The 26,072-nt window shown below is 57.2% G+C and carries 22 protein-coding genes and 1 pseudogene; 5 read left to right on the top strand and 18 right to left on the bottom strand.

Annotation, left to right across the window (positions count from 1 at the left end):
* Positions 1–64: 64 nt before the first annotated feature.
* The gene (locus tag OM794_RS03885; RefSeq protein ID WP_226250396.1) at positions 65–979 is read right to left on the bottom strand and encodes a PHP domain-containing protein; all 915 of its coding nucleotides are present in this window, start codon (positions 977–979) and stop codon (positions 65–67) included.
* Between the two features lie 148 nt (positions 980–1,127).
* Here OM794_RS03885 and OM794_RS03880 point away from each other — a divergent pair, with 148 nt between their 5' ends.
* Together OM794_RS03880 and mnmC are read left to right on the top strand one after the other, a co-directional pair.
* The gene (locus OM794_RS03880; protein WP_022519945.1) at positions 1,128–1,427 is read left to right on the top strand and encodes a YciI family protein; all 300 of its coding nucleotides are present in this window, start codon (positions 1,128–1,130) and stop codon (positions 1,425–1,427) included.
* A gap of 158 nt (positions 1,428–1,585) precedes the next feature.
* Entirely contained in the window at positions 1,586–3,595 is a 2,010-nt protein-coding gene (mnmC, locus tag OM794_RS03875; protein WP_226250397.1) for a bifunctional tRNA (5-methylaminomethyl-2-thiouridine)(34)-methyltransferase MnmD/FAD-dependent 5-carboxymethylaminomethyl-2-thiouridine(34) oxidoreductase MnmC, read from the top strand.
* Between the two features lie 9 nt (positions 3,596–3,604).
* On the opposite strand, the gene OM794_RS03870 is transcribed toward mnmC, so the two are convergent.
* The 4 genes from OM794_RS03870 to OM794_RS03855 form a co-directional block, all read right to left on the bottom strand.
* On the bottom strand, positions 3,605–3,880 hold the full coding sequence (locus OM794_RS03870) for a YheU family protein (RefSeq protein ID WP_226250398.1): 276 nt from the start codon (positions 3,878–3,880) through the stop codon (positions 3,605–3,607).
* Positions 3,880–5,913, bottom strand: coding sequence for an NAD-dependent DNA ligase LigA (ligA, locus tag OM794_RS03865; RefSeq protein ID WP_226250399.1), 2,034 nt, complete (start codon positions 5,911–5,913; stop codon positions 3,880–3,882). The genes OM794_RS03870 and ligA overlap by 1 nt, the downstream gene beginning before the upstream one ends.
* 142 nt (positions 5,914–6,055) lie before the next feature.
* Positions 6,056–7,972 carry a cell division protein ZipA C-terminal FtsZ-binding domain-containing protein gene (locus OM794_RS03860; protein ID WP_265154270.1) on the bottom strand — a complete coding sequence of 639 codons (1,917 nt, stop codon included), beginning with the start codon at positions 7,970–7,972 and terminating at the stop codon, positions 6,056–6,058.
* Between the two features lie 441 nt (positions 7,973–8,413).
* On the bottom strand, positions 8,414–9,304 hold the full coding sequence (locus OM794_RS03855) for a LysR family transcriptional regulator (RefSeq protein WP_226250402.1): 891 nt from the start codon (positions 9,302–9,304) through the stop codon (positions 8,414–8,416).
* A 98-nt stretch (positions 9,305–9,402) separates the two neighbouring features.
* On the opposite strand from OM794_RS03855, the gene OM794_RS03850 reads away from it, so the two are divergent.
* Positions 9,403–10,572 (top strand): mandelate racemase/muconate lactonizing enzyme family protein, encoded by a 1,170-nt coding sequence (locus tag OM794_RS03850; protein WP_226250403.1) that lies wholly within the window; start codon positions 9,403–9,405, stop codon positions 10,570–10,572.
* Position 10,573: 1 nt separating this feature from the next.
* On the opposite strand, the gene smc is transcribed toward OM794_RS03850, so the two are convergent.
* From smc to ccmA, 10 genes and pseudogenes are all read right to left on the bottom strand, one after another.
* Positions 10,574–14,068, bottom strand: a complete 3,495-nt coding sequence (gene smc / locus OM794_RS03845) for a chromosome segregation protein SMC (protein WP_226250404.1) — start codon at positions 14,066–14,068, stop codon at positions 10,574–10,576.
* Between the two features lie 24 nt (positions 14,069–14,092).
* Positions 14,093–15,331, bottom strand: coding sequence for a c-type cytochrome biogenesis protein CcmI (gene ccmI, locus OM794_RS03840; protein WP_226250405.1), 1,239 nt, complete (start codon positions 15,329–15,331; stop codon positions 14,093–14,095).
* Positions 15,328–15,798 (bottom strand): cytochrome c-type biogenesis protein, encoded by a 471-nt coding sequence (locus OM794_RS03835; protein ID WP_226250406.1) that lies wholly within the window; start codon positions 15,796–15,798, stop codon positions 15,328–15,330. The genes ccmI and OM794_RS03835 overlap by 4 nt, the downstream gene beginning before the upstream one ends.
* On the bottom strand, positions 15,789–16,316 hold the full coding sequence (locus OM794_RS03830; protein WP_226250407.1) for a DsbE family thiol:disulfide interchange protein: 528 nt from the start codon (positions 16,314–16,316) through the stop codon (positions 15,789–15,791). The genes OM794_RS03835 and OM794_RS03830 overlap by 10 nt, the downstream gene beginning before the upstream one ends.
* Complete coding sequence (locus OM794_RS03825) at positions 16,313–18,322, bottom strand: heme lyase CcmF/NrfE family subunit (RefSeq protein ID WP_226250408.1); 2,010 nt, start codon at positions 18,320–18,322, stop codon at positions 16,313–16,315. The genes OM794_RS03830 and OM794_RS03825 overlap by 4 nt, the downstream gene beginning before the upstream one ends.
* A 78-nt stretch (positions 18,323–18,400) precedes the next feature.
* The gene (gene ccmE / locus OM794_RS03820) at positions 18,401–18,910 is read right to left on the bottom strand and encodes a cytochrome c maturation protein CcmE (RefSeq protein WP_226250409.1); all 510 of its coding nucleotides are present in this window, start codon (positions 18,908–18,910) and stop codon (positions 18,401–18,403) included.
* The gene (gene ccmD / locus OM794_RS03815; RefSeq protein ID WP_088700657.1) at positions 18,907–19,098 is read right to left on the bottom strand and encodes a heme exporter protein CcmD; all 192 of its coding nucleotides are present in this window, start codon (positions 19,096–19,098) and stop codon (positions 18,907–18,909) included. Before ccmD ends, ccmE begins: the two co-directional genes overlap by 4 nt.
* Positions 19,098–19,850: a heme ABC transporter permease gene (locus OM794_RS03810; RefSeq protein WP_226250410.1), complete on the bottom strand. Its 753-nt coding sequence runs from the start codon at positions 19,848–19,850 to the stop codon at positions 19,098–19,100. Before OM794_RS03810 ends, ccmD begins: the two co-directional genes overlap by 1 nt.
* A gap of 14 nt (positions 19,851–19,864) precedes the next feature.
* A pseudogene (ccmB, locus tag OM794_RS03805) lies at positions 19,865–20,532 on the bottom strand (heme exporter protein CcmB).
* Positions 20,533–20,621: 89 nt separating this feature from the next.
* Positions 20,622–21,242: a cytochrome c biogenesis heme-transporting ATPase CcmA gene (ccmA, locus tag OM794_RS03800; RefSeq protein ID WP_226250411.1), complete on the bottom strand. Its 621-nt coding sequence runs from the start codon at positions 21,240–21,242 to the stop codon at positions 20,622–20,624.
* Between the two features lie 197 nt (positions 21,243–21,439).
* Here ccmA and OM794_RS03795 point away from each other — a divergent pair, with 197 nt between their 5' ends.
* Positions 21,440–21,844 (top strand): LexA family protein, encoded by a 405-nt coding sequence (locus tag OM794_RS03795; RefSeq protein WP_226250412.1) that lies wholly within the window; start codon positions 21,440–21,442, stop codon positions 21,842–21,844.
* On the top strand, positions 21,844–22,461 hold the full coding sequence (locus tag OM794_RS03790) for an IMPACT family protein (protein ID WP_226250413.1): 618 nt from the start codon (positions 21,844–21,846) through the stop codon (positions 22,459–22,461). The genes OM794_RS03795 and OM794_RS03790 overlap by 1 nt, the downstream gene beginning before the upstream one ends.
* A gap of 97 nt (positions 22,462–22,558) precedes the next feature.
* Here OM794_RS03790 and OM794_RS03785 read toward each other — a convergent pair whose 3' ends face one another.
* The 3 genes from OM794_RS03785 to OM794_RS03775 form a co-directional block, all read right to left on the bottom strand.
* On the bottom strand, positions 22,559–23,881 hold the full coding sequence (locus OM794_RS03785) for a sodium ion-translocating decarboxylase subunit beta (RefSeq protein ID WP_226250414.1): 1,323 nt from the start codon (positions 23,879–23,881) through the stop codon (positions 22,559–22,561).
* 10 nt (positions 23,882–23,891) lie between these two features.
* On the bottom strand, positions 23,892–25,706 hold the full coding sequence (gene oadA / locus OM794_RS03780; RefSeq protein ID WP_226250415.1) for a sodium-extruding oxaloacetate decarboxylase subunit alpha: 1,815 nt from the start codon (positions 25,704–25,706) through the stop codon (positions 23,892–23,894).
* Positions 25,707–25,798: 92 nt separating this feature from the next.
* Entirely contained in the window at positions 25,799–26,056 is a 258-nt protein-coding gene (locus OM794_RS03775; RefSeq protein ID WP_211595798.1) for an OadG family protein, read from the bottom strand.
* Between the last annotated feature and the right edge of the window lie 16 nt (positions 26,057–26,072).

The raw sequence follows: 26,072 nt of genomic DNA, 5'->3' as shown, positions 1-26,072 counted from the left end.
TGCATATACAGCATAGCTGACTTACCTTTGCACTGACCGTGCTGTGAAATGAGCGGGCAGTGATTTAACCAACCGCCAGCAGCCCGGGCGACGCATCGCGCAAGTGCACTAGCCGCGGGTGCTGCCATATGGGCGGCGCTGCGGTGCGCGGCACTAAACTCATACTGCCGGGAGCCGCATGGCTTCCGGGAAAGTGAAAATCACTGCCCATGGAGGCGTAAAGGTCGCGCTCCACTAGCTGGCGCGCCAGATCGCGGGTGCTGTCTGGGTTCTGCTGGCCGCTGACCAGTTCGACCGCTTGGCCGCCCGCGGCCTGGAAGGTATCCATCAACAGGCCACGCTTGCGCCGGGTTAGGCCGTGGCGCAGTGGATGGGCAATCACGGCGACGCCGCCAGAACCGACAATCCAGCCCACCGCTTCGCTGATTTCCGGCCAGTGGGCTTTTACATCGCCCTTTTTGCCGCTGCCCAAATAGCGCTTAAAAGCGCTGGCCCAGTCCGGCACCACGCCTTCCGCTACCAGCGCGCGGGCAAAGTCCGGGCGGCCCAAGGGGCGGTCGCTGCCTGCGTGCATGCGAGCTTTTTCCAGCGCGTTAGATAAGCCGACTTTTTCCAGCCTTTCAGCAATGACTTCAGCACGCTGAATCCGCGCTTCACGCTGCTGAATCAGGCCATCCACCATCGGCCCCTGTAAGCCACCAGGCAGCAGCGCTACCACATGGATATTGATGCCTTGCCAGCGTGTGGATAACTCACAGCCGGGGATAAGGCACAGCCCTGCTTGCTCCGCCGCGCGGCCCGCTTCTTCAATGCCGTCCATGGTATCGTGATCAGTAAGCGATATGTGCGTTAAACCACGTTCGGCACACAGGGTTACCAGCTCGGTGGGCGATAATGCGCCATCGGAAGCTGTTGAGTGCATGTGCAAATCAACCGGGTAGCGCTGATCGGCATCAAAGGTAGTGGGAAGTCGGGACATAAATGACGCCGTGTGGCCAGTTTGTCAGAATGCGCTTTTCAGCTGTGTATAAAATCTTCGCAATGGGTAAGATATGGTGCGCGCTTATGCCAGTGCGGTCAATTAACGGTCACTTTGCATCCTCGTTTAATCAAGGAGTTATCCCCAAATGCTATATGCCATTATGAGTGAAGATGTGCCCAATAGCTTAGAGCGTCGCTTGGCGGCTCGGCCCGACCACTTGGCGCGCCTGGAAGCGCTGCGTGATGAAGGCCGCTTGGTACTGGCAGGCCCTCACCCTGCCATCGACGCTGAAAACCCCGGCGATGCAGGCTTCTCCGGCAGCTTGGTAGTGGCAGAGTTCGACAGCCTGGAAGACGCCAAGGCCTGGGCTGATGCCGACCCATACATTATTGCTGGGGTCTATGCCAAGGTAATTGTTAAGCCGTTCAAGAAAGTTATGCCTTGACGCCAATAGGCGAGTGTGGAGGGTTCGTCGGCTTTTTCACAGAGCCTGTGGAAAACTCTGTGCAAACCCGGCGGACGCTTTTCGCTAAGCCAGAGATTACGCCAGCGCTGACAAATTGATCATTTTTTAACCACCTCTACACCAATACGGATAACTGTGTGACCCAACGCTCAAACGCCTTGCCTCCGCTGGCGGCATTAACGACGCCTGCGCTTACCTGGAACAAGGGAGCCCCCCACGCAACCGCCTTTGATGACATCTATTTCACCCGTGGCGATGGGCGCGCAGAGACCGAGCATGTTTTTCTGGGCGCCAACCACCTTCCCAAACGCTTTGCCGCCTGGAAAGCCGCACGGCCTTTTGTAATTGGCGAAACCGGCTTTGGTACCGGGCTCAATATGCTCTGCGCCTGGGCCTGTTTTGAGCAACACGCGCCACCCAGTGCACGACTGCATCTGTTATCCACAGAGAAGTTTCCCCTTGCGCTTGGCGCCCTTGAACAAGCCTTAGCGAGCTGGCCCTCGCTTGCCACTTATGCACAGACGCTTTGCGCCCAGTGGCCCGCCGCGGTTAGCGGTATTCACCGTCTGCACTTAACCGAGCGCGTCACCCTGGATCTGCATTTTGGCGATACCACTGAGCGCCTGGAACAGCTGGATGGCCAGGTCGACGCCTGGTTTTTAGACGGTTTTGCCCCCTCCAAAAACCCCGACATGTGGCAGCCTGAGCTGTTTAACGCCATGGCCGCCCGTTCACGCCCTGGCGCTACGTTTGCCACTTTTACCTGCGCGGGTATCGTCAAGCGGGGCCTGAAAGCGGCGGGCTTTAACTGGCAGAAAGTGCCGGGTTATGGCCGCAAGCGGGAAATGCTGGCAGGCAGCATCGAAACTCCGCCAGCGGATCACCGCCGCCAGGCAACGCCCTGGTTTACCCCACCGCCGGTGGCCTCAGTCAAACACGTTGTCGTCGTCGGCGCGGGGCTTGCGGGCAGCTGCGTGGCCGCAGCGATGGCGCGAAGAGGCGTGAAGATAACCGTGGTCGAGCGCGAGGCCCCCGGTGCCGGTGGTTCGGGTAATCGCCAGGGCGCGCTATATGTAAAGCTGGCCGCGGAGACCAATCACCAAAGCCGGGTTTATCTTGCTGGGCTGCTGTATAGCCAGCGCTGGCTGGCGCAGCACCACGCTAAGCAAGTCTTATGGCAGCCCTGCGGCGTGGTTCAGTTGGCCAGCAGCGATAGAGAGGCCCGACGCCAGCAGCGTTTTATTGAGCAGCACCCGCTGCCCAGCGAGGTCGTCACCCCAATGGAGAACCCGGCGCTAACCGAAACAGCAGAGATCAACATTGACGCTTCCCACGGACTCTATTATTCACAAGCGGGATGGGTAAGGCCTAAGGCGCTGTGTGAGCACTTGCTTAGCCAGCCAGGCATTAGCTTGCGGCAAGGTGTGGTTAGCTCCCTTACCCAGCGAGAGACCGGCTGGCAGCTCAATTTGACCGATGGCAGCACGCTGGAGGCGGATCAGGTGGTGATTGCCAGCGCCCACTTGGCTAACCGCTTTGCGCAAACGGCGGAGTTACCGCTGCAATCGGTTCGCGGTCAGATTAGTGAATTACGGCTACCCAATGAAGTAGCAGGCCCTAAGCGGGTGGTGTGTGCTGGCGGCTATGTAGCACCTGCGTTGGATGGCGTCCTGACCTTCGGCGCTAGCTTTGTACCTAACAATGCGACAACTGATGTGACGGACGATGACCATCAGCGCAATATCGATGAGCTGCGCCAGACGCTGCCCGCCTTGGTAGAAGCGTTGGAACAGGCAGGAATTGAGTTGAGCCCTGAGCACCTTAAGGGTCGTGCCGCCGTGCGGGCAGCAAGCCCCGACAAGACCCCTTACGCAGGGCCTGTGCCGGTGGCAGCGGCGTGGCGGGTCGACTACTCGCTGCTGAGTAAAGATGCCACCCGTGTGGCAGAGATACCTGGCAAACACTACCCAGGCCTGTGGATATCCACCGCCCACGGCTCGCGAGGGTTAGCCAGTGCGCCCCTCTGTGCAGAGGTGATCGCCTCACGAATATGCGATGAGCCAATGCCGCTAGAAGCGCCGCTGGTGGATCATCTTCACCCAGGGCGGCGGATTATTAGCGCGATTATTCGTGGTGGGAACGCTTAGCGGGAGGGCTTAGATATCGCCCTCCTCCTCGTCGTCGGCGATATCGCGGCCAAAAGAACGCCACTGGGCCAGGGTCATCACTTCGGTCATCTCCAGCTCTAGATCATGGGCGATGATCAGCTCATTGCGCTCTAGCTGCTGTTTCAGCTCGGCTACCCATCCATGCATGCCCTCGCCCGTGGTATCGGTGGTGTCGTAGCCCTGACGGGTCACAAACGCCTCTAGCAGGGCATTAAGGGTATCCGGCGGCAGCATTCTGGCGGGGACTTCAATAAAACGGCTCATTAGCGATGCTCCCACTCTGCCAAACGTTCAATAAAGGTAGCTTCGTCGATGACGTCTACGCCCATCTGCTCGGCTTTGGTGAGTTTGCTGCCCGCCGCTTCGCCAGCGACCAGGCAAGTGGTCTTTTTCGATACGCTGCCCGCCACCTTGGCACCCAGCGCCTGCAAACGCGCCTTGCCTTCATCCCGGGTCATGCTCTCCATCGAGCCAGTGAGCACCCAGGTCTGGCCTTCCAGCGGCGTCGGGCCTTGGGTGACTTCCGCCTCCTGCCAGGTAATGCCCGCTTCAATCAGCGCGGCAATGGTTTCCTGGTTGTGCGGTTGGCGAAAGAAAGTGTGCACATGGGCGGCGACGATCGGGCCGACATCGTTGACCGCTTCCAGCGCTTCCAACTCAGCGGCTTGAATGGCGTCTAGGGTACCAAAGTGGTTGGCAAGATTCGCCGCCGTGGCCTCGCCTACTTCACGGATACCTAAAGCGTAAATAAACCGCGCCAAGGTGGTCGACTTAGCGGCTTCAAGTGCGTTGACCAGGTTAGTAGCCGACTTTTCGCCCATACGCGGAAGGCTTTGCAACTGCTCGACGGTTAAGTGAAACAGCGCCGCCGGCGTTTCTACCCAGCCTAAATCGACTAACTGCACAATCAGCTTTTCGCCCAGGCCGTCAATATCCAGCGCCTTGCGGCTGGCGAAGTGCTTGAGCGCCTCTTTGCGCTGCGCCGCGCAGTACAGGCCACCGGAGCAGCGCGCCACCGCTTCGCCTTCAAGACGCTCGATATCGGAACCGCACACCGGGCAGTGTTCAGGAAAAACGATCGCTCTTGCATCCTTTGGCCGCAGCTCGGTATGCACGCTCACCACTTGGGGAATCACATCACCGGCCCGGCGAATCGAGACTGTATCGCCGATCATCACATCCAGGCGTTTGATCTCATCGGCGTTGTGCAGTGTCGCGTTAGACACCGTCACACCGGCTACGGTGACCGGCTCCAAGCGCGCCACGGGGGTAATCGCTCCGGTGCGGCCCACCTGGAATTCCACATCGTTAAGCGTGGTGACCTCTTCCTGAGCGGGATACTTAAATGCCACCGCCCAGCGCGGCGCGCGGGCCACAAAGCCAAGCTCTCGCTGGTGGCGCAGGGCATTCACCTTGATCACTACGCCATCAATATCGAACCCGAGACCGTCGCGCTTCTCGCCCAACTGCTCGCAGTAGTCAGCAACGGCTTGGGGGCCTTTGACGACTTTAAGCTCTGCACTGGCACGAAAGCCAAGCGTGGCTAACCGCTTCATTAATTCACTGTGCGTCGCATCCCCCAGATCAGGCTCCAAGCGTGCAGCCTGGTAGGCGTGAAACTCCAGCGGCCGTTTTGCCGTAATGCGGGGATCCAACTGACGCAGGCTGCCCGCCGCGGCATTACGCGGATTGGCAAAAACCTTGCTGCCCTCTTCCCGGGCACGCTCGTTCAACGCTTCAAAGCCCGCGTGGCGCATAATGACTTCGCCACGCACTTCCAACAGGGCGGGCACATGTTTACCCATCAGCTTTAGCGGCACCGAACGCAGCGTGCGCAGGTTAGAGGTAATGCCTTCACCGGTACGGCCATCGCCTCGTGTTGCTCCGCTTACCAGTACGCCCTGCTCGTAAACTAGCGAGACAGCGGCGCCATCCAGTTTCGGCTCGCAGGTGAACTCAACGTCGTCTGCGGCGCACTCAAGGCGTTCGGCCACCCGCTCGGCGAAGGCGTGGATATCGTCACGGCTAAAGGCATTATCCAGCGATAGCATGGGGATCGCATGGGCCACCGTGGGAAAGCCATCCGCAGGGGCGGCGCCAACACGCTGGGTGGGCGAATCGGGAGTGACCAACTCAGGGTGCTCAGCCTCCAACTGCTGTAAGCGCTGAAATTTGCGATCGTAGTCAGCATCCGTGAGCGTCGGTTCATCGAGCACGTAGTAACGGTAGTTGGCCTCGTCCAAGGTGGCCCGCAGTTGGGTAATCTCTTCCAGCGGTTGAGAATCAGACTGACTCATTTGAATGGGTTCCAGACTCGCAGCAAAAGTGCAAAAATTTGAAAATACAAAATGTGCTGCGTATTGAACAGAAACACCCGCCTTCTGGCAAGAAGGCGGGTGTTACGCAGCAACTGATGCGTCGACGGTTAATGGTCGACGTTTACCGCGCTTGCATCTGACGGTGTAGCCTATGCCGACGCTCAAACTCACGCACTCGCTGGCGGGCGAATTCGATTGTTTGTGCGGTCATCACACTACGGTTTTCGTCTTTAAGCTCGCCGCCCATATGGCGAACCACGACCATGGCGGTTTCTACCATCGCCTCAAAGGCGGCTGAGCTATCAATAGCGCCGGGCAGCGGCATCAGCAGCGTGATACCGGGGGTCATAAACTCACCCATCTCTTCGATGGGGAAAGTGCCCGGTTTCACCACGTTGACCATCGAGAACTGCAGTTCGCTATCGTGACTCTCGGTTTCAAAGCGGTGAAAAACACCCATTGCACTACTGTAGCGCAACCCGCAAACCATCATCAGTTCCAGCAGTTTGGTACCGTCGAAACCTTCGGGGTCTCTAGAGAGAACGCTAATGACCACGACTTCTTCAGCACTGGAGAGTGTTTCCTTGGCGTGTTCACCGCTTACATCGTGGCGCAGGGCTTTTTCCAACGTTGGATGTATGCGGACACTCTCATTCACTCCAAGCTCGCTTTCAGCGTGGCGGTCATCAACGCCAAAGCTCTCTTCAAAACCCTCTTCAAAACCCTCTTCGTGGGCGGCATACTCACTGCCTTCATAACGAAGCGCTTCTTCATCGACAGCATGCTGCTGGGCAGCGAGCCTATCTGCAGCGGCCGCACTGGCCGCCGCTGCTTCACGATTTCGTTCTTCACGAGCTAGGGCCTGCTCTTGAGCGAGGCGGGCGCGCTCTGCTTCAGCGGCCTCTTTGGCTTCACGCTTCTGCTCTGCTTCCAGCGCTTTGCGTTCGGCCTTCTGCTTGGCCAAGGCTTGATCACGCACCGCTTTCTCAGCTTTCTTACGCTGTTTCTCTTTACGCCGCGCAATCAAACGACGCTTTAGCGAGCGCCCCATGCCTTCAAAGTCGACTAAGCGATACTCATCAACTTCATCATCGTCCAACTCGTCATATTCGCCCACTGTATCGGAGCGCAGTTGACGCCGTTTAGGTGATGAGTGCTGATTGGCATGTTTGGCAAATACCGCGTCTTCCGGCTCCGCTCGAAGTACAGGTTCTTGCTCTGAATGTGGCGGCACCATTTCACTAGTTGCTTCACTGGCGGCTGTTTCACTGCCAGCGGTTTCGTGAGCGGTAAGCGGTGACGTCTCAGCAGCGACAGATTGAGGCGTTTCAGCATCCGCTTCTGTCACTGAAGGAGTCGCCGTGTCAACGGCAGAGTAAGCAGGCTGCTCGGTATAGGGTTTCGATTGTGCAGAGGAATCCGGTTGTGAAGACGAATCCGGCTGCGAAGACATAGCCGCCTTGGTCTGCAACGTTTCTGTTTGCAAAGACTCATTTTGCAAAGAGTCCGTGATTGAGATACTGGGTTCGCGACGCTCATATTCAGCCGGCGAAGCAGTAGAAGTAGCCGATGCAGAAGTCATTGGCTGCTCTGCCTTAACCTCCGGCTTATAGGCTGTCTTAGCAGCAGTGCTATTAACGGCAACACTTGCCGCTGGTTTTGCAACTGGTGCTGCTCTATCCCGTTTCTCTGCCTTATCTGCTTTGCGCTTTGCCGCTTTAGCAGAGGCCGAACGTCTAAACTCGGAGAGCACCCTAGAGGGCCCAGGATGCTCTTGACGTTCTAACTTTGGTTTATTACCTAAGCCACTATAGTCTGCGGGTTTAACAACTCGAGCACCGCCATTAGGAAGTTCCCAATTGATCTCCGCGGCTTTAGCAGCCTCTTCGGGATCATCTAGCGAACTGCCGGAAAGATCTTTCTCCGCCTGATCTAGACGGGGTACACGTCGCTGACGCTGAAGCCTTCGCGCACCATCAATAACGATGAGCGATACCAACGCCAGTCCTAATATGATTAGCCACTCTCTTAGTTCCATGTCGAACGTTCCATGGTCGTCTTGCCGTTTGCTAAGGCACAGGGTCTAAAAAGGCATGCCTGAATTTGATAACTGTAACTGCTATTTAATAAGTGCTTGCCACCAAGCATAGCGCGATTATAGTGAAAATGGCCAATTTTTGCTGCATTTAACGCGATTTTCACGGCTTGGCAAAATTTTGAGACGCCTTAAGGCGAGAAATTTCGACCTTAACTTCAAACAAAAGTGCCACGATCATTTGATCTAACATCTATAAATAGCTTTATAAAGGAATCCTGGAAGCAAGAAAAGCCGTTTTCACAACCAACTCACCTGCCAGTGCATATTTTCTCTATAAGCAGTTTAACCATCCCCAGCGCTCTATTACTAAGGGTAATATAGTTAAGTTGGAGGCTTTGGGATATTTTTTTACGCTTTTAGCCTAGCATCAATCTCCCAATGTTAATCGCGTTCACGCTGATCTGTTACTCGCGCCCAGAAGTTTTCGGCCGCAACGCTTAATGGGGCTACTGGTCTCACGAGATGGATTTGCAACGCGATATCCCAGCTTTCATCAAACGCCCGCACCAATCGGCCATCGCTAATCTCTTGCTCTGCAAGGCTTTTTGGCAACCAAGCTACTCCTTTCCCCTCTAATGCCATCGACATCAATACAGCGGCGAGATGGCTACTAAACTGTGCTTTAAGCGCTAACACCTCGCCATTGTCGTATAAACGGTGAGCCACAATGCGCCCAAGGCCCGACGCTTCCGTATAAGCCAAATAAGGCAGTTGGTTGGCAGGGTTGCTCTCCCGTAACGAGCGAGCTACTAGTGCTATCAGGATGTCGTCGCCCACGTTTTGACTCACAAAGTGCTCCTGGGTCAATGGCGAAGGCACCTCAGGATGGCGATGACAGAGCAAAAAGGGTACCTCGCCACGCACCAAAAGTTGCTCGCAGCCCTGCATGCTGTCTGAGTGAAGTTGGATCGCTTCAATCGGCGCGCCATTCTCGGTTTGGCGAATCCAGCGCGGAAAAAAGGTAAAAGAGAGCGAATGAGTGGCGGCGAACTGAAGGGTCTTTGCCGCTTTACCGGCCACCTCTTGTGCTTCTTCGCGCAGTCGATACAGGCGATTTGTCGCTTCAAACGCTCTGGCTTGAATATGACTACCAGCTTCGGTAAGCGTGGTGCCCTGCGGTGTGCGTATAAACAGGCTGACACCCATCCACTGCTCTAACGAGCGAATGCGGCGGCTGAACGCTGGCTGGGTGATATGTCGCGCTTCTGCTGCCCGTACGAAGCTGCCGTGTTCTGCCAGGGCGATAAAATCTTCGAGCCAAACAAGTTCCATGAGCAATGCCGTTTCAGCATGGGGTAGCGCAGTAATAGCATTGGTCGCGCTGTATTGTCACGCTTAATGTGGAGCTGTTCACCACTCAGGAGCACACCATGCGCATCGTTGAAATTCGCGAGAAAACCGTTTCTATCGCTTCGCCCATTGCCAATGCCTATATCGATTTTTCCAAAATGACCTGCTCGCTTGTTGCCGTGGTCACGGATGTGATCCGTGACGGTAAGCCTGTGATTGGCTACGGGTTTAATTCTAACGGCCGCTATGGACAGGGTGCGCTGATGCGCGAGCGGTTTTTTGACCGTATTAGCGAAGCTGACCCTGAAAGCCTTATTGATCAAGCGCATAACAATCTTGATCCCTTTGCGATCTGGAAAACCTTAATGACCAATGAAAAGCCCGGCGGCCACGGTGAGCGCTCCGTAGCGGTAGGCACAATCGACATGGCCGTTTGGGATGCGGTGGCCAAAATTGAAGGTAAGCCACTCTATCGGCTGCTGGCTGATCGTTACCGTAATGGCCAGACAGACGACAAAGTGTGGGTCTATGCGGCAGGCGGCTATTACTACCCCGGTAAGGATCACAGCAAACTACAGGATGAAATGCGCAGTTACCTGGATCGTGGCTATAGCGTGGTCAAAATGAAAATCGGTGCTGCATCGTTAGCAGAGGATCTACGCCGAATCGAAGCGGTCATCAAGGTCGTTGGTGATGGTAGTCGCTTAGCAGTGGACGCCAATGGTCGTTTTGATCAAGCCACCGCTATCGCCTACGCCGAAGCGCTAAAACCCTACAAGCTGTTCTGGTACGAGGAGGCTGGTGACCCACTCGACTATGCCCTTCAAGCAGAGCTTGCCAACCACTACGAGCTGCCTATGGCCACCGGTGAGAACCTGTTCTCACACCAGGATGCGCGCAACTTGCTCCGCCACGGCGGTATGCGTGCCGACCGCGACTATGTGCAGTTTGATTGCGCACTCTCCTACGGCTTAGTGGAGTATATGCGTACCCTAGAAGTGATGGATGAGCTTGGCTGGTCATCGCGCCGCGTGGTTCCCCATGGCGGCCACCAGATGTCGCTGAATATTGCCGCGGGTTTACAGTTAGGCGGAAACGAATCCTACCCGGACGTTTTCCAGCCTTTTGGCGGCTTCGCGGATGGTATTCAGGTGGAGAATGGCTATGTGGGGCTGCCCGATATCCCCGGCGTGGGCTTTGAAGCGAAATCGGCGCTTTATGCGGTAATGCGCGAGCTTGGTGAAGGTTAACCTAATCAACCAATGCGGCTGCCTCTTCAATACCTACCGAGACTAACCGCGAGACGCCAGGCTCCTGCATGGTGACCCCCATCAGGCGCTCGGCGGCTTCCATGGCAATCTTGTTGTGGGTGATGTAGATAAACTGAACGTTTTCAGACATCTCTTTCACTAACCGGGCATAGCGGCCCACATTGGCGTCGTCCAAGGGGGCATCCACCTCATCCAGCATACAGAACGGGGCCGGGTTAAGCTGAAAGATCGCGAATACCAGCGACAGCGCGGTAAGCGCCTTCTCGCCGCCCGAGAGCAGATGAATGGTGCTGTTTTTCTTACCCGGCGGGCGGGCCATAATCGCCACGCCGGTTTCCAACAGGTCATCGCCGGTTAGCGTTAACCAGGCGGCACCGCCACCGAATACCCGCGGGAACAGGGTCTGTAAGCCGGTATTAACCTGATCAAAGGTTTCCCGAAAACGTACGCGGGTCTCCTGATCGATGCGCTTGATTGCCCGTTCAAGGGTTTCAAGCGCTTCGGTCAGCTCGGCGTGCTGCGCTTCCAGATAGTTACGCCGTTCGGCCTGCTGATCGTACTCTTCAATAGCAGCAAGGTTGATCGCCCCCAGGCGGCGAATCTTGTCCGTGGTGCTTTCCAGACGCTCCTGCCAACGTGTCTCAGTGGCCTCCTGAGGCAGTTGCTCGGTCAGGGTTTCGACGTTATGTCCTAATTCAGCCAGCTGTTCGTCCTGAGTCGCGGCTTTGAGTGCTAGCGCCTGGGCATCCATTCGCCGCTGCTGGAGTTGCTCGCGGCTCTGCTCCAGGTTGCGCTCGTGCTGTTGGCGGGCAAGTTCATCATTGCGTAGCTGCTCTGCCAGTCCCTGAGCCTGCTGTTTAGTGGCATTTAAGCGCCCCTCCTGCTGCTCGCGCTGGTGCAGCAGCTCTTCGAGCTCTTCTCCCGCCAGTTCGTCGGGCTCAAGCAGCATTTCCCGCGACTCTTCCAACTCGGCAATACGTAGCGAGAGGCGCTCTTCAGAGTCACTGGAACGCGCCTGCTGGGAGCGCAGGCTATCACGCTCGGCACTTAAGCGTTCCCTCTCAAGTGCCAGCGCCTGCTGCTGCGCTTTGAGCGGAGCGAGCTGTTGGGTTAACTGATCACGTGCCTCACGCTGCCGGTTGCGCTGCTCGGCGCTGGTTTCCCGTGCTTGCGCCGCGCTCTCTAACTGCTCCATCGCCACATGCCAGCGGGCGCGCTGCTCGTCGAGGGTAAGCGCTAACTCAGCTTCATCCTCTTGTAGCTGGGCAAGCTCTTCATCAAGCTCAGTGGCGCGACTCTCCAGATGCTCCAGGCGCTGGGCCAGGCTGCGCTCTTTTACCGCCAGCTGCTGCAGGGTGGCAGCGTGGGCACGCTCCTGCTCGGCCTGCTGCTCACGGGCCTGCTCCAGCGACTCAATGGCTTCACTGGCCGCTTCACACTGCGCTTCAGCGAGCGCCAGCGCTTCCTCTTCACTTTCACGTTGGGCGGTCAGTTCGGCGTAGCGGCGGCGGGTTAATAGCAGCCCATCAATGCCTTCACCGTTGGCCTGCTGGTTCAGCCAACCGCGGCCCAGCCAAACGCCATCCTGGCTTACCACGCTTTCACCGGGAGCCAGGTGCGCTACCTGCGCCTCCGCTTCCTCTGCCGTTTGCGTATAGTGAATGCTTGCTAACCACTCACCCAACGCACCAGCGCCCTTGACCAAACTGTCTAATCTTTGGCCGGACGTTGAGGCGGCTGGCGGTGTTTGATCAATCAGCCGCCACTCCGTGGCTAAGGCTTCCGGCAAAGCCGCTAGCTGATCACGCGCAACCAGGCGAGCATTAAGCCAGGGAGCCAGCAGCCAGGACACCAGCGTTTCCCAACCGGGCTCGACCTGCAGCACTTCACCTAACTGCGGGGCATCCGCCAAGCCATGCGCTTCCAGGGTCGTGCCGATAGCCGGATCGTGATCCACCAGGGCGGCATCAATCAACGCTTGAAGTGAGGCCAACTCACCCTGGCGCTGGCTGAGTTCAGCGCGCTGATTGTCCCGCGTCTGAGTGGCCTGCTGGTAGGCCGCCTTGGCGTCGCCATAGCGCTGCTGCCACTCATCGCGTTGGGTTTGAAAACCGTCCGCCAGCTCCTCTGCTTCGGTTAACTGGGCCTGACACACCGCATGCTCTTCGCGCAGCGCTGTCAGATCGGCTACTTCGCTGCGCTGCTGACGACGGCGCTGATTCTCCGCCTGTAAACGCTGAATACGCTGTTCAAGGTCGCGCAGTTGATCCTGGCTGCGGTCCGCATCACGGCTGGCATCGCGCCAGCGGGTTTCGGCATCGGCCCACTGCTGTTCAGCGGCTTCCAGCGCGGGGGTTGCGTCGGCTAGCGCCTGTTCCAGGCGTTCGAGCTGCTCCTCTAGCGCTTCATGCTCGGGGAGTAAATCTTCAAAGCGCTCGTCAATGGCGGCTAAACGCTCCTGATCCCCCTCACTAACCCGTCGCTGCTCATCCAGCTCACGTCGGGCGGTGGCGATATCATTGGCCAGCTGGGTTTCGCGGCTGCGTCGGTGAGCCTGATCCTGCTCTAAACGCGCAATCCGCGTGGTGGTCTCAAAGAACTGCTGCTGGTGGCGATCAAGCACCTCTGAGAGTTGGTCATGCTGCTCCCTGGCCTGCTCCAGACGGGTTTCGCACTGGCGGACACCGAAAACATCTTTTTCAACGGCTATTTCCAACTCGCGGACACGGCTCTCCTGATGCGATTGCTCCGCCCGCAAGGCGCGCCCGCGTAAAAGCGCAAGCTCGCCCTTGAGCCGATACTCCTGCTCCTTTAAGTCTTGATAGCGCTTGGCGGCTTCGGCCTGACGCTTGAGACGCTCCAGCTGTTTATCCAGTTCTTCGCGAATATCGTCCAGACGCTCCAGGTTCTCCTGGGTGCGCCGCATGCGGTTTTCGGTTTCCCGGCGGCGCTCTTTGTACTTGGAGATCCCTGCGGCCTCTTCCAGGGTCGAGCGCAGGTCATCGGGACGCGCTTCGATCAGCCGCGAGATCATGCCCTGGCCAATAATCGCGTAGGAGCGCGGGCCCAGGCCGGTACCCATAAACAGATCAGCAATATCGCGCCGACGGCACTTCTGACCGTTAAAGAAGTAGTTGGATTGTCCGTCCCGGGTGACCAAACGCTTAACGGCAATTTCCGCATACTGAGCGTAAACGCCCCCCATGCCGCCGTCGCGGTTGTCGAACTTGAGCTCTATGGAGGCTTGGCTGATCGGTTTACGGCCAGTGGAGCCGTTAAAGATAACGTCAGCCATGGATTCGCCGCGCAGGGTTTTGGCGGAGGACTCCCCCATGACCCAGCGAACGGCGTCAATAATGTTGGATTTACCACAGCCGTTGGGGCCCACGATGGCGGTCATATTGCCATCGAAAGGCACCGTGACCGGATCCACAAAGGATTTAAACCCGACTAAGCGAATCGACGTTAAGCGCATACCGAAGCGGCGTTCCCGTTGCGATTATTCAAAGACACGGTTAATCACCACTTCAACCGCCTCCGCGTCATTAATAGGCCCAATGCTGACGCTCTCAAGGTCGCCAAACAGATCCCCCGGTTGGGGCGTTGCTTGGCCAGAGGGAGAAACACGCACTATTAAGCGCGCTTCTCGCACCTGTGAGATCTGCGCCTGGGGCGACATAGCAGCGCTGTCATCTAGCGTCACCGTCATGGGCAGCTCAGATACCTGGGCGCGCACCACGGCGAGGGGCGGCAACTCACCCTCACTATCGCGGGCGGTAATAAACACGCTGTCATTATCGTCAACGCGCCCAGCAAGTTCGCTGTCTAACGCAACGCGAACCCGAATACCATTGCCCTCGGCAACGGCCTCCTCAGGTTCAATGCCCATGCGCTCCTGAGCCACGCGAATACCGTCGCGCAGCGAAGAGACAGTATTGGGGTCTTCGATATTGGCGATGGCCCGACGCCAGTGGTCGATGGCCTGTTGGTAATCACCGTTGTCGAAGGCATTGATGCCCAGTAAGCCCAGCACGGTGGGCTGGCGGGGATCCTGTTCCAGCGTCTCATCGACCAGTGCCTGCACTTCGTCGGTCAGCTCGCGTTCGGCCATAAAGAAACGAATTTGCGCCAGCTGCGCAAGCAACGGTGGAATGCGCCCTTCAATCTCGATCAGGCGCTCCAGGGCGTCCACCGCCTCGGGCATTTGCCCGGTTTCCCGGTAGAGCGGAAACAGCGTGCTCCACACGTTGGGATTATCCGGCTGGCGCTCGGCCTGCTCCTCCATTCGCTCGATATACATGGCGAGCGATCCGTCAGGGTCGTTGCGCACTTCTTGCTGCACGGCCAGTAGCACCAGGTCGCCCTCAGCGCCCTTTTGCTGATACCAAATGACGCTAACGGCCACCACAGCGAGCATGATCACGGGCACGACGATGCGGCCGGCGCTGGCTGTTTTTAACGGTGGACGCTCGCGAAAAGCGGTGTCCTCCAGCAGACTGCGCTCAAGCTCGAGACGGTCTTCCTCAAAACGTGCGGCATCTATATCGCCGCGTTCACGGGCGGCTTCCAGTGACGCCAAGCGGCGTTTAAAAATCTCCACGTTCTGCTCGGCGGAGGTGTCGTTGGCTTCAAAATCGCGCTGCTGGTCATGCAGGGCACGCGCGTTTCTGAGCGGCGAAACCAGCAGCCACAGCGCGGGAACCAGTAAAACGGCAATCGCAATCCAGAGCAGCGTCATGAAGACCTCTTACGGTTAGTCAGCGCTTCTATACGTTGGCGCTCTTCGGGGCTCAACGCTTTAGCAGAGGCGTTTCGGCGGGCGCGAATCATCAGTACGACCACAATAGCGCCCAGCAATACCAGACCAATGGGCAGGCCCCAAAGCAGATAGGTACGGCTCTCTAAACGGGGGTTATAGAGAATATATTCGCCAAATCGCTGCACCATATGATTGATAATTTCGATATCCGACTGGCCATCTTGCAGCAGTTGATAAACGCGCTCGCGCATATCTGCCGAGATAGGTGCGTCGGAGTCGTCAATCGCCTGGTTTTCACACAGTGGGCAGCGCATGGAAGCAGTTAAGTCGCGGTAACGCTTCTCCATCACCGGGTCGTCAAATTCGCGCAGCTCGATACCGCCTGCCGCTGCGCCAAACGCTATGAACAACAGTAGTAACGCTGCCATGGTTCGCATTAGCGCCATTTCTCCACCTCCGGCAGAATACGTTCCCGCACGTCTTGGGGTGATACATAGCCTTTATGGTGATAGCGAATGATTCCGTCGGCATCGACCAGGAACGTCTCCGGGGCACCGTAGACGCCAAGATCAAAACCCAGCTCACCTTCGGGGTCAAAAATATTAACCTCAAACGGGTCGCCAAACTCGCTGAGAAACTGCATGCCTTTCTCGCGGGTATCGCGGTAGTTAACTCCAACCATGCGAATGCCGCGATCAGCCAGTTCCAGCAGTTGCGGCATCTCCTGCTTACAGGCAGGGCACCACTCGCCCCATACGTTCACCAGGGTCACTTCGCCTTCTAATAGCGTTTGGTCTACGCGGCGATTTTCATCACGCAGGGTGGTAGCTTCAAAGCTCGGAAACTCCCGCGCCATCAGCGCTGAGTCACGCTGGGAGGGATCCAGCGAGAGGCCTTGATAAAAGAACAGTGCCAGGCCTAAAAACCCCACCGGCAGCAGCAGTAGCAGTAGCCGTCGCTTCATACCGTGGCCTCCCGCGCGCGACTGCCTTCACTGACCACTTTCGGCGCTTCACGGGTGACCACGTTGCGACGATAGCGTTTGTCGAGCACTGCCAGCACGCCGCCGAACGCCATCAGCAGGCCACCCAGCCAGAGCCAGCGGACGAACGGTTTGTACTGTACCCGCATCGCCCAACTGCCATCGCCAAGGTCTTCGCCCATGGCCACATAGAGGTCACGGAACAGCCCTGGGCGCAGGGCCACTTGAGTCATCGGCATACCGGTGGCCAGGTAAAGACGCTTTTCAGGTCGCATGGTAAAGCTGCGGCCTGAGTCGCCTCGCTGAACCTGAAGCATGGCGGTATCCGCCAGGAAGTTGGCCCCGCGCCGTTCGGTTAGCTCGGTCATGGTGAACTGATAGCCGGCGACTTCCACCGTGGTGCCCGGCGACATGCGTACGTTGCGCTCGATGTTATAGTTGGAGACAACCGTCACGCCTACGATAGTCACGGCAACGCCGATATGCCCCAACACCATGCCCCAGTAAGCCAGGGAGAGTTTACGAATACCGGCGATAAATGAGCTGGCGTGGCGGGTTTTATCAAATACATCGCGCACCATCGGCAGCACAATCCAGAGCGCGGAGATAATGCCCAAGGAGACAAACAGGTTCCATTCACCGCGGTACAACAGCGGCATCAATAGGCCTATCAGCAGCGCGGCAACGCCTGCTAACCACAATTTACGGGTCAGTTCCCCGGCCGCCATGCTCTTCCAACGCGTTACCGAGCCGAGCCCCATAAAGATACACATCACCACGGTAAGCGGCACAAACAGGGCATTAAAGTAAGGCGGGCCCACGCTGATTTTGCCCAGCCCCAAAGAGTCCAGGATGAGCGGATAGACCGTTCCCAGCAGCACGGTGACGGTCATAATCACCAGGAAGATATTATTGACCAGCAGCAACGCATCCCGGGAGAGCCAGTTAAAACCGACTTTATGACTCACGCGCGGCGCGCGTAGGGCAAACACAAGTAGCGACAGCGTTACCGTAATCGCCAGCAGCATCAGGATAAAGAAACCACGGGCCGGGTCGTTGGCAAACGCATGTACCGAGGTCAGTACCCCGGAGCGCACCAGGAAGGTGCCCATCAGTGAGAGCGAGAAGGTCGAGATCGCCAGCAGCACAGTCCAGCTTTTAAACGAGCCGCGCTTCTCGGTGACCGCCAGCGAGTGAACCAGCGCGGTGCCCGTCAGCCAGGGCAGTAGCGACGCATTTTCGACCGGATCCCAGAACCACCAGCCACCCCAGCCAAGCTCGTAATAGGCCCACCAGCTTCCCAGCGCGATACCTACGGTCAGAAACGCCCAGGCGATATTCGTCCACGGCCGTGCCCAGCGCGTCCAGGCGGCGTCCAAACGCCCCCCCATCAGCGCCGCAATGGCAAATGCAAACACCACGGAAAAACCTACGTAGCCCATGTAGAGCATTGGCGGATGCACCACCAGCCCGAAGTCTTGCAACAGCGGATTAAGATCCGCGCCATCCTGGGGCATATCGGGTAGCAGCCGCTCGAATGGGTTCGAGGTGATCAGAATAAACAGCAAGAAGCCGACGCAGACCATGCCCATCACGCCCATTACCCGCGCGACCATATCCCGCGGCAGATTGCCGGTGAACAGGCTGGCCGCAAAGCCCCAGCCCGCAAGCATAAAGCTCCACAGCAGCACTGAGCCTTCGTGGTTGCCCCACACGGCACTGAACTTGTAGTACCAGGGCAGCAGCGAGTTGGAGTTATTGGCCACGTTCGCCACGCTAAAGTCATCGAGCATATAGCTGGCGGTCAAACAGGCGTAGGCAATGGCAATAAACACAAACTGCCCCACGGCCATGGGCTGGCCGTAGGCCATCCATAGTGGGCGCCTAGTCGCCGCACCGGCCAGCGGCATCACCGCCTGCACCGCCGCCATTAGCAGTGCGATGATGAGGGCAAAGTGGCCAATTTCAGGGATCAGTTTGATAAGCATGTGTGCTCCGCTTGGGGCTTATTTGGTAAAAAGCCTAACCCTGGTTTTACTGTTTTGGTGTACTAAATTCTGCTGGTACTAGTATTCGCTTGCCTGGGGAACGCCCTCTTCATCCAGCCGCTTACCTACCTCGGCAGCTTTGGCCTGATAATCGGCAGGCGAATAGCCCGCCTCTTCAAGCGCCTGGGCCACTTCGGGGGGCATATAGTTTTCGTCGTGGCGGGCAAGCACCTTATCGGCGTACAAACGCCCGTCGCCCTGAAGCTCACCGACCACCACCACGCCTTGGCCTTCACGGAACAGGTCGGGCAGGATGCCGCTGTAGTAGACCTGCAGGTCATCGACGTAATCGGTCACGGTAAACTCGACGTCCAGGCTCTCGTGATCCCGGGATACCGAGCCCTCCTTTACCATGCCGCCAGCGCGAATCTGCCGCTCCATGGGCGCATCGCCCTGGGCGATCTGCACCGGGCTAAAAAACAGATTGATGTTAGAGCGCAGCGCGTAAAGGGTCAGCCCCACCGCAATCGCGGTCAGCGAGACCAAGCCAAGAATAACAAAGAGTTTCTGCTTACGTTTCGGTGTCATTGGGCGTTCCCCCTGGCGCTGTTGGCGCGTCTTGCGCGGCGTTTCAAGCCTTTGAGCAGTTGACGCTGTTCAGCACGCGCATGCCATACGGTGGCGAGCAGCAGCAGCGCAGTTACCCCCCAGGCAGACCATACATAAGGCGCGTGGCCACCCATGGCGAGAAATTCGGCAAATGAATCAAATGCCATTAGCGAGCCTCCTCGACCTGGCCTTTGACCAGATCCTGTACCCAGCGCTTGTTAGCTTCGCGGCGAAGAATTTCGCTGCGCGTACGCATCAGCGTTAAGGCAATAAAAAAACTGTAAAAACCCAGCACCATAATGACTAACGGCAGCCACATTTCGGTGGGCATTGCCGGGCGCGAGGTCAGAGTAAAGGAGGCAGGTTGGTGCAGGGTGTACCACCAGTCCACTGAGTACTTAATGATCGGGATATTGATCACCCCCACCATGGCCAGCACCGAAGCTGCCCGTGAGGCGCTATCGCGGCTGGTAAACGCCCCACGCAGGGCAATCACGCCCAAGTACAAAAACAGTAGAATCAGCATGGAGGTTAGCCGTGCATCCCACATCCACCAAGTCCCCCAGGTGGGCACGCCCCACACGGCGCCGGAGAACAGCGCCACAAAGGTCATGGCCGCGCCAAGAGGCGCCATCACTGCTGCCGCCATATCGGCGACTTTAATTTTCCAGACCATAAACACCAAGCCGGAAACCGCCATGGCGATAAAAATGGATTGGGCTAAAAAGGCCGCCGGCACATGAACGTAAATAATCCGGAAGCTATTACCCTGCTGATAATCCGCCGGAGCAAACGCGAGCCCCCACAGGGAGCCAGTGACGATCAACAGCGCCGCCGCAGCCCAGAACCAGGGCTGCAATTTGGCACTAATGCCGTAGAACCACTTGGGTGATCCCAGCTTATGTATAAAGGCCCACATAGCGTGTCCTGTCCTTAACCGTTGATACTGATGCGCAGCGATGCGGCAATCGCCCACGGCGCCAACATGAGTGAGGCGGCGAGCAGCGCGCCCAGAATCGCCAGATGCGCAGAGACACCGTCACCTAAAATGGCCGCTTGCACCGCGCCAGCGCCAAAAATGAGCACCGGAATGTACAGCGGTAGCACCAGCAGCGATAGCAGCACTCCGCCCCGCGCCAGGCCGACGGTTAACGCCGCACCGATGGCGCCAATCAAGCTCAAGCTTGCCGTACCCAGCGCCAGCGACAGGGCCAGCACGGCGTAACTACCCGCTGGCAGCGCCAGCATGATACCCAATATTGGCGCCATCAGTGCCAACGGTAGTCCGGTCAGCAGCCAGTGCACGGCCACTTTGGCCAAACTCAGCGCGACTAACGGCTGCGGCGCCAGTAGCAGTTGCTCCAGACTGCCATCGTCATAATCGCTACGAAACAGGCTATCTAATGAAAGCAGCGCGGCTAACAGCGCTGCGACCCACAGCAAACCCGGTGCGATCACCGCTAACAACTCAGGATCGGGTGAAATAGCGATCGGGAACAGCGTGATCACCAGGGCAAAAACACCAGCGGGTTGAGCACCTCGCCACGGCGTCTCAGCATCAGCGTTAAGTCACGCATGAGCGTGGCCTTCACTGCGGTCATTAACCCACCATTATGCTCACGCAGTGGCACTGCTAAAACCTGTTGATTGGTCTCCGAGCTTTGTGAAGAGCTGTGCAACCCTTTCTCCTTTACCCTAGGGATATCCGTCTGAGCAACGGTGAAGCGGTTAACTCGTGGTGTGTCGTTACCAGCACGCAGCCTCCCGCCTGAGCGTGGGCAACCAGCTGTTTCTCCAGATCAGCGACGCCGTGGCGATCAATCGCGGTAAAAGGTTCATCCAGTACCCATAGGGCGCGCGGCGTTAACGTTAAGCGCGCCAGGGCAACACGGCGCTGTTGGCCTGCCGAGAGCTGCCCTGCGGGCATGTCTTCAAAGCCTGCCAACCCAACCCGTTCAAGGGCTTCCAAGCGCTGCTCTTCATGCCCCCCTTCCCCGCTTAACGCCTGATACCAGGCTAAATTTTCTAACGGGGAAAGCCCTGACTTAATGCCCGGCGCATGCCCTAAATAGAGTAAATTCGCCAGGAAATGTTCACGTGCCTCGTTCATCGCAGCGCCATTCCAGAACAGTTCGCCCTGGTAGTCGCTGAGCTGCCCGGAGAGAATTTTCAAAAGGCTGGTTTTACCACTGCCATTGGGCCCTTCAATTCGCACTATCTCACCGCTGCGAACCTCCAGATCCAACCCTTGAAACAGCCAGCGGTCGTCGCGCTCACAGGCAAGTTGTCGGGCTTGTAGACACAGGCTCAAGCGTCTCTCCTGGCATATTGATTTCGCGTCGAACTCTACACGTAAAGGCCCTTTCTCGCCACTCACACAATGCGGCGCTGGGTCGCAGCGTGACCTCAATCAATATGTCGTTAGACTAATTATCGCTAGCACTGTATGCAAAAACAGGTCTACAATAAAAACCACTGTATGAAAGAACATGCAATGGAGATTTCCCAATGGCACTATCGATGGCAACACCTACGACTACGTTCGCCCGCAGACAACCCGCTCCGCGCCCTTACGCCATGACCTCTAGCGTTACCCGACGCAACACCTATGCACTCAAAGTGCGCGGCAATGCACTGCGCGATTGCAACTTGTTCGATGGCGATGTCATTATTATCCGTCGCTATCAACACGATACCCATACAGAAACCGCCGTTGCCGAAATTAACCAGCAAACGATTGCCTTGAGGCAGCTCTCTATCAGCCGCTTTGGCGTAGAGTTATGGCCAGAGGATACGTTGCAGCCAGCGCTGTTTTTGCATAACCGGGATATTCAGGTACTCGGTATGGTGATGGGTGTCGAACCACATCCCAGCGTTCATTTGAAAAGTGAGCCTACCTTCACGGAGCATTAATGCGCTATCGGGTTCCCGAGCTACCCATTGGGTCATGGCATACGGCCGACATCGAAGTCGAAAAAAGCCAATTTATCACCTGGATGTGCCACGCCCCTGATATTGATGCATTCACCCACCTGCTGACTGCGGCGAAAAATGCACACCCTACTGCCAGCCACCACTGCACTGCTTACATTGCCGGGCCACCCGGCGAGCAAAACCTGATTGGCTTTTCCGATGATGGCGAGCCTGGCGGCACCGCTGGCCGACCCATGTATCAGGTTCTCCAGGGTAGCCAACTAGGCCAGATTGGTTGTGTGGTCATTCGATATTTTGGTGGCACCAAGCTCGGCACCGGCGGTTTAGCCCGCGCTTACGCTCAGGCGGTTAGCCATGCCCTTGAAACGCTGCCTACCCGAGAAGTCGTTGAGCGCGATAGGTACACTCTGCGCCTCACCTTTGCCAATGAGGCGATTGCCCGCACCTGGTGTGAAGAGCGCGATGTCCCTATTGAACAAGCCGACTACGATGCTGATGGCGTGCGTCTAACCATTGGCTGGCCAAGGGACTGCCCGCTTGATCTTGCCCCGTTAGAAAACCGCTTGAAGAGCGCTATCGACATTTTCACTGACTAGATAGCCCGTCGGAATAGTCCATCGGAATAGCCCATCAAAAAAACGCGACATACTGCAAGTGTCAGTACGCCGCGCTTCTTTATTCACTCGTTCAACATTAACCCAGGTATTTAATCATTACCCCGGCCGCGACTGCCGAACCAATGACCCCCGCCACATTGGGGCCCATTGCGTGCATCAGCAGGAAGTTATGCGGATTGGACTCCAGCCCCACCTTGTTCGCCACCCGCGCCGCCATAGGTACGGCGGAAACGCCCGCAGCACCGATCAAGGGGTTGATGGGCATTTTGCTCACCAGGTTCATCAGCTTGGCCATCAGCACCCCGGCAGCCGTGCCGATGCCAAAGGCGACAATGCCCAGGCCTAATATCCCCAGCGTCTCAAACGAGAGGAAACTCTCGGCCATCAGCTTGGAGCCCACCGACAGGCCGAGGATTATCGTAACGATATTGATCAGGGCGTTTTGCGCGGTATCTGACAAACGTTCGACCACGCCACATTCACGCATCAAATTACCGAAGCAGAACATCCCCAGCAGCGGAGCTGCATCGGGCAGAAACAGCGCCACCAGAATCAGCAGCACCAATGGAAAGACAATCTTTTCCAGTTTTGAGACCGGTCGCAGCTGCGTCATCTTGATTTGACGCTCTTTCTGGGTGGTCAAAAGGCGCATAATCGGCGGCTGAATCAACGGCACCAACGCCATATAGGCGTAGGCGGCCACGGCGATAGCCCCCAGCAATTCCGGTGCCAGCACGCTGGAGACATAGATAGAGGTCGGGCCATCAGCGCCGCCAATAATACCAATGGCGGCGGCCTGGTTAAGCGAGAAATCCATGATCCCCACCGAGCTTAACGCTACAGCGCCAAACAGGGTGGCAAAAATACCAAACTGAGCGGCCGCGCCTAAAAACAGCGTGCGCGGGTTGGCCAGTAGCGGGCCGAAGTCAGTCATGGCACCCACGCCCATAAAGATAATCAGCGGGGCAATACCCGAGCCAATCGCGACTTTATAGAAGCTGTAGAGCATGCCATCGCTGTAGCCGGAGCCCACGGCAATGTCACGCGCGGCACGCAGTTGATCCGGCGCAACGCTATCGTGGGCAAGCGCTTTTAGCGACTCTCGCCAGGCTTCCGCATTTGCCAGTGGATCCAGCGTGGCGCCTAGCGCTGCCGCCATTTGCTGCAGCACGGCAGGTTTCGCCACCTCAATCGCTTGGTCGAGCGCTGAAATCGCCAGCCCCGCTTCGGGGATGTTGGCCAGGATGCCGCCAAAGCCAATCGGCACCAGCAGCAGTGGCTCAAACTTTTTATTGATGGCCAGGTAGAGCAGCAGTAGCCCCACCATAATCATGACCGCTTGGCCAAGCTCAAGGTTATATAGCCCAGAGCCTTCCCATAAGGTGACTAATTTATCCATTACCGGGCCCTTAGAGCTCGACCAGCGTATCGCCTACGGCTACGCTGTCGCCCTCGCTGACGTTAACCTTAGATACAGTGCCTGCGCTGCTGGCACGCACCTCGGTTTCCATTTTCATCGCTTCCAGGATGATCACCACATCACCTTCTGCGACGCTGTCGCCGGGGCGAACATTCACCTTGAAGATATTGCCTGCCAGCGGCGCATCAATGCTCTCACCTGTAGGAGCAGACACTTCCTCTTTGGGGGCGCCAGTGCTGGCGACCGTTTGCTCCTGCACTTCGCCCAGCTCACCACCTTCAGAAACCTCCACTACGAAGGCTTTGCCATTGAGCTTGACGGTGTAGGTTTCCGGGCCTTGGCTTGCGACCGGCGTTTTGCTTTCCGCCTTGACGGGCACCTTCTCTGCGCTAGCTTCAGCTGCTTGGGGAACAGGCTCAAAAGCGTCTGGATTGTCGCGGTTTTTAAGGAATTTCAAGCCGATCTGCGGAAATAGCGCGTATGTCAGCACGTCATCCACTTCGCGCTTACCTTCCGCCAAGCGGATACCCTCAGCGCTGGCCTTCTCTTTGAGCTCGGCGGCCAATCTATCCATTTCCGGCGACAGGTTATCCGCCGGGCGACAGGTAATCGGCTCCCCGCCTTCCAACACGCGCTTTTGCAGCTCGGCGTTAAAGGGCGCCGGGGCAGCGCCATATTCGCCTTTGAGCAGCGCCTGCACTTCCTTGGAAATCGACTTGTAGCGCTCGCCCATCATCACGTTCATCACCGCCTGGGTGCCGACGATTTGCGAGGTGGGTGTGACCAGCGGAATAAAGCCAAGGTCTTCACGTACGCGGGGGATCTCGCTGAGCACGTCGTCCAGCTTATCGCCCGCGCCCTGCTCTTTGAGCTGGCCTTCCATGTTTGTCAGCATGCCGCCCGGCACCTGAGCAATCAGGATGCGCGAATCAATACCGCGCAGCGAACCTTCAAAGGCAGCGTACTTCTTACGCACTTCACGGAAGTAGCCGGCGATATCCTCCAGCAGCTCAAGATCCAGACCGGTATCCCGGCCGGTGTCTTTCAGCATTGCCACCACGGATTCGGTGGGACTGTGACCATAGGTCATCGACATGGATGAGATCGAGGTATCGACGTTATCGATGCCCGCTTCTACCGCCTTCAAAATAGTCGACGTTGAGAGACCGGTAGTTGCGTGACAGTGTAGGTGCACCGGAATCGATAGCTCTTTCTTGAGCCGTGTGACCAAGTCGAACGCTGTGTAGGGCGTCAATAGCCCCGCCATATCCTTGATAGCCAATGAATCCGCGCCCAAACCGGCAATGGTTTTAGCGAGATCGACCCAGCTATCCAGGGTATGTACCGGGCTCACGGTGTAAGAGATGGTGCCTTGGGCGTGGCCTTCCACGTTACGCACTGCCTGGATAGCGCGCTCGAGATTACGCGGATCGTTCATGGCATCGAAAACGCGGAAGACGTCAACGCCATTGGTTTTGGCCCGCTCGACAAACTTATCGACAACGTCGTCCGCGTAGTGGCGATAGCCCAGCAGGTTCTGGCCACGCAACAGCATAGCCTGAGGTGTGTTAGGCATGGCCTCTTTTAAAGCACGAATACGCTCCCAGGGGTCTTCACCCAAATAGCGAATACAGGCGTCATAGGTGGCTCCACCCCAGGTTTCCAGCGACCAGTAGCCAACGCGATCCAGCTTTTCGGCGATCGGCAGCATATCATCCAGCCGCATCCGCGTGGCAAACAGCGATTGATGGGCATCGCGCAGCACGACATCGGTAATGCCTAGAGGGCGTTTTATTTCGTTCATGGTCTTGGCTCACAGTAGTAGAGTTGTAAGTTTGTAGTAAAAATAACAAAAAAATAGCCAAAAGAGGGCTGAAATGAAAAAAATTGAGAAAGTTAGCGACGCCGGGTTGAACGGTAACGGTGCACTGCAGCACTGATCACAGCCATAACCTCGTCACTTTGCGCTGCGGGGGGCGATGAGGGCGATGCTTTCTTACCCGTATCAACCGCAGCGGGAACGGGTTGAAAACGCCCAATAAGTTTCGACATCAGCGTAACGCTAATGACTAAAATCGTAAGAAAAACAAACACTACGCCCATTCCGAGCGCCATTAACGCCAATCCATCCTGCAACAGTTCCAGATCCTGCATAAGGCGCTCTCCTTGA

The sequence above is a fragment of the Halomonas sp. BDJS001 genome (genome assembly GCF_026104355.1).
In the GTDB taxonomy this organism is placed as follows: domain Bacteria; phylum Pseudomonadota; class Gammaproteobacteria; order Pseudomonadales; family Halomonadaceae; genus Vreelandella.
This window is presented reverse-complemented; position numbering and strand designations above follow the sequence as displayed.

Coding starts and splice junctions, on each gene's coding strand:
- OM794_RS03850 (WP_226250403.1), top strand. CDS start 9,403: ATGCGCATCGTTGAAATTCGCGAGAAAACCGTTTCTATCGCTTCGCCC.
- ccmD (WP_088700657.1), bottom strand. CDS start 19,098: ATGGCATTTGATTCATTTGCCGAATTTCTCGCCATGGGTGGCCACGCG.
- OM794_RS03825 (WP_226250408.1), bottom strand. CDS start 18,322: ATGCTTATCAAACTGATCCCTGAAATTGGCCACTTTGCCCTCATCATC.
- OM794_RS03880 (WP_022519945.1), top strand. CDS start 1,128: ATGCTATATGCCATTATGAGTGAAGATGTGCCCAATAGCTTAGAGCGT.
- OM794_RS03775 (WP_211595798.1), bottom strand. CDS start 26,056: ATGCAGGATCTGGAACTGTTGCAGGATGGATTGGCGTTAATGGCGCTC.
- OM794_RS03835 (WP_226250406.1), bottom strand. CDS start 15,798: ATGGCGCTAATGCGAACCATGGCAGCGTTACTACTGTTGTTCATAGCG.
- ccmI (WP_226250405.1), bottom strand. CDS start 15,331: ATGACGCTGCTCTGGATTGCGATTGCCGTTTTACTGGTTCCCGCGCTG.
- OM794_RS03790 (WP_226250413.1), top strand. CDS start 21,844: ATGCGCTATCGGGTTCCCGAGCTACCCATTGGGTCATGGCATACGGCC.
- OM794_RS03860 (WP_265154270.1), bottom strand. CDS start 7,972: ATGGAACTAAGAGAGTGGCTAATCATATTAGGACTGGCGTTGGTATCG.
- OM794_RS03870 (WP_226250398.1), bottom strand. CDS start 3,880: ATGAGCCGTTTTATTGAAGTCCCCGCCAGAATGCTGCCGCCGGATACC.
- OM794_RS03795 (WP_226250412.1), top strand. CDS start 21,440: ATGGCACTATCGATGGCAACACCTACGACTACGTTCGCCCGCAGACAA.
- smc (WP_226250404.1), bottom strand. CDS start 14,068: ATGCGCTTAACGTCGATTCGCTTAGTCGGGTTTAAATCCTTTGTGGAT.
- OM794_RS03810 (WP_226250410.1), bottom strand. CDS start 19,850: ATGTGGGCCTTTATACATAAGCTGGGATCACCCAAGTGGTTCTACGGC.
- OM794_RS03785 (WP_226250414.1), bottom strand. CDS start 23,881: ATGGATAAATTAGTCACCTTATGGGAAGGCTCTGGGCTATATAACCTT.
- OM794_RS03885 (WP_226250396.1), bottom strand. CDS start 979: ATGTCCCGACTTCCCACTACCTTTGATGCCGATCAGCGCTACCCGGTT.
- OM794_RS03830 (WP_226250407.1), bottom strand. CDS start 16,316: ATGAAGCGACGGCTACTGCTACTGCTGCTGCCGGTGGGGTTTTTAGGC.
- oadA (WP_226250415.1), bottom strand. CDS start 25,706: ATGAACGAAATAAAACGCCCTCTAGGCATTACCGATGTCGTGCTGCGC.
- OM794_RS03855 (WP_226250402.1), bottom strand. CDS start 9,304: ATGGAACTTGTTTGGCTCGAAGATTTTATCGCCCTGGCAGAACACGGC.
- ligA (WP_226250399.1), bottom strand. CDS start 5,913: ATGAGTCAGTCTGATTCTCAACCGCTGGAAGAGATTACCCAACTGCGG.
- ccmE (WP_226250409.1), bottom strand. CDS start 18,910: ATGACACCGAAACGTAAGCAGAAACTCTTTGTTATTCTTGGCTTGGTC.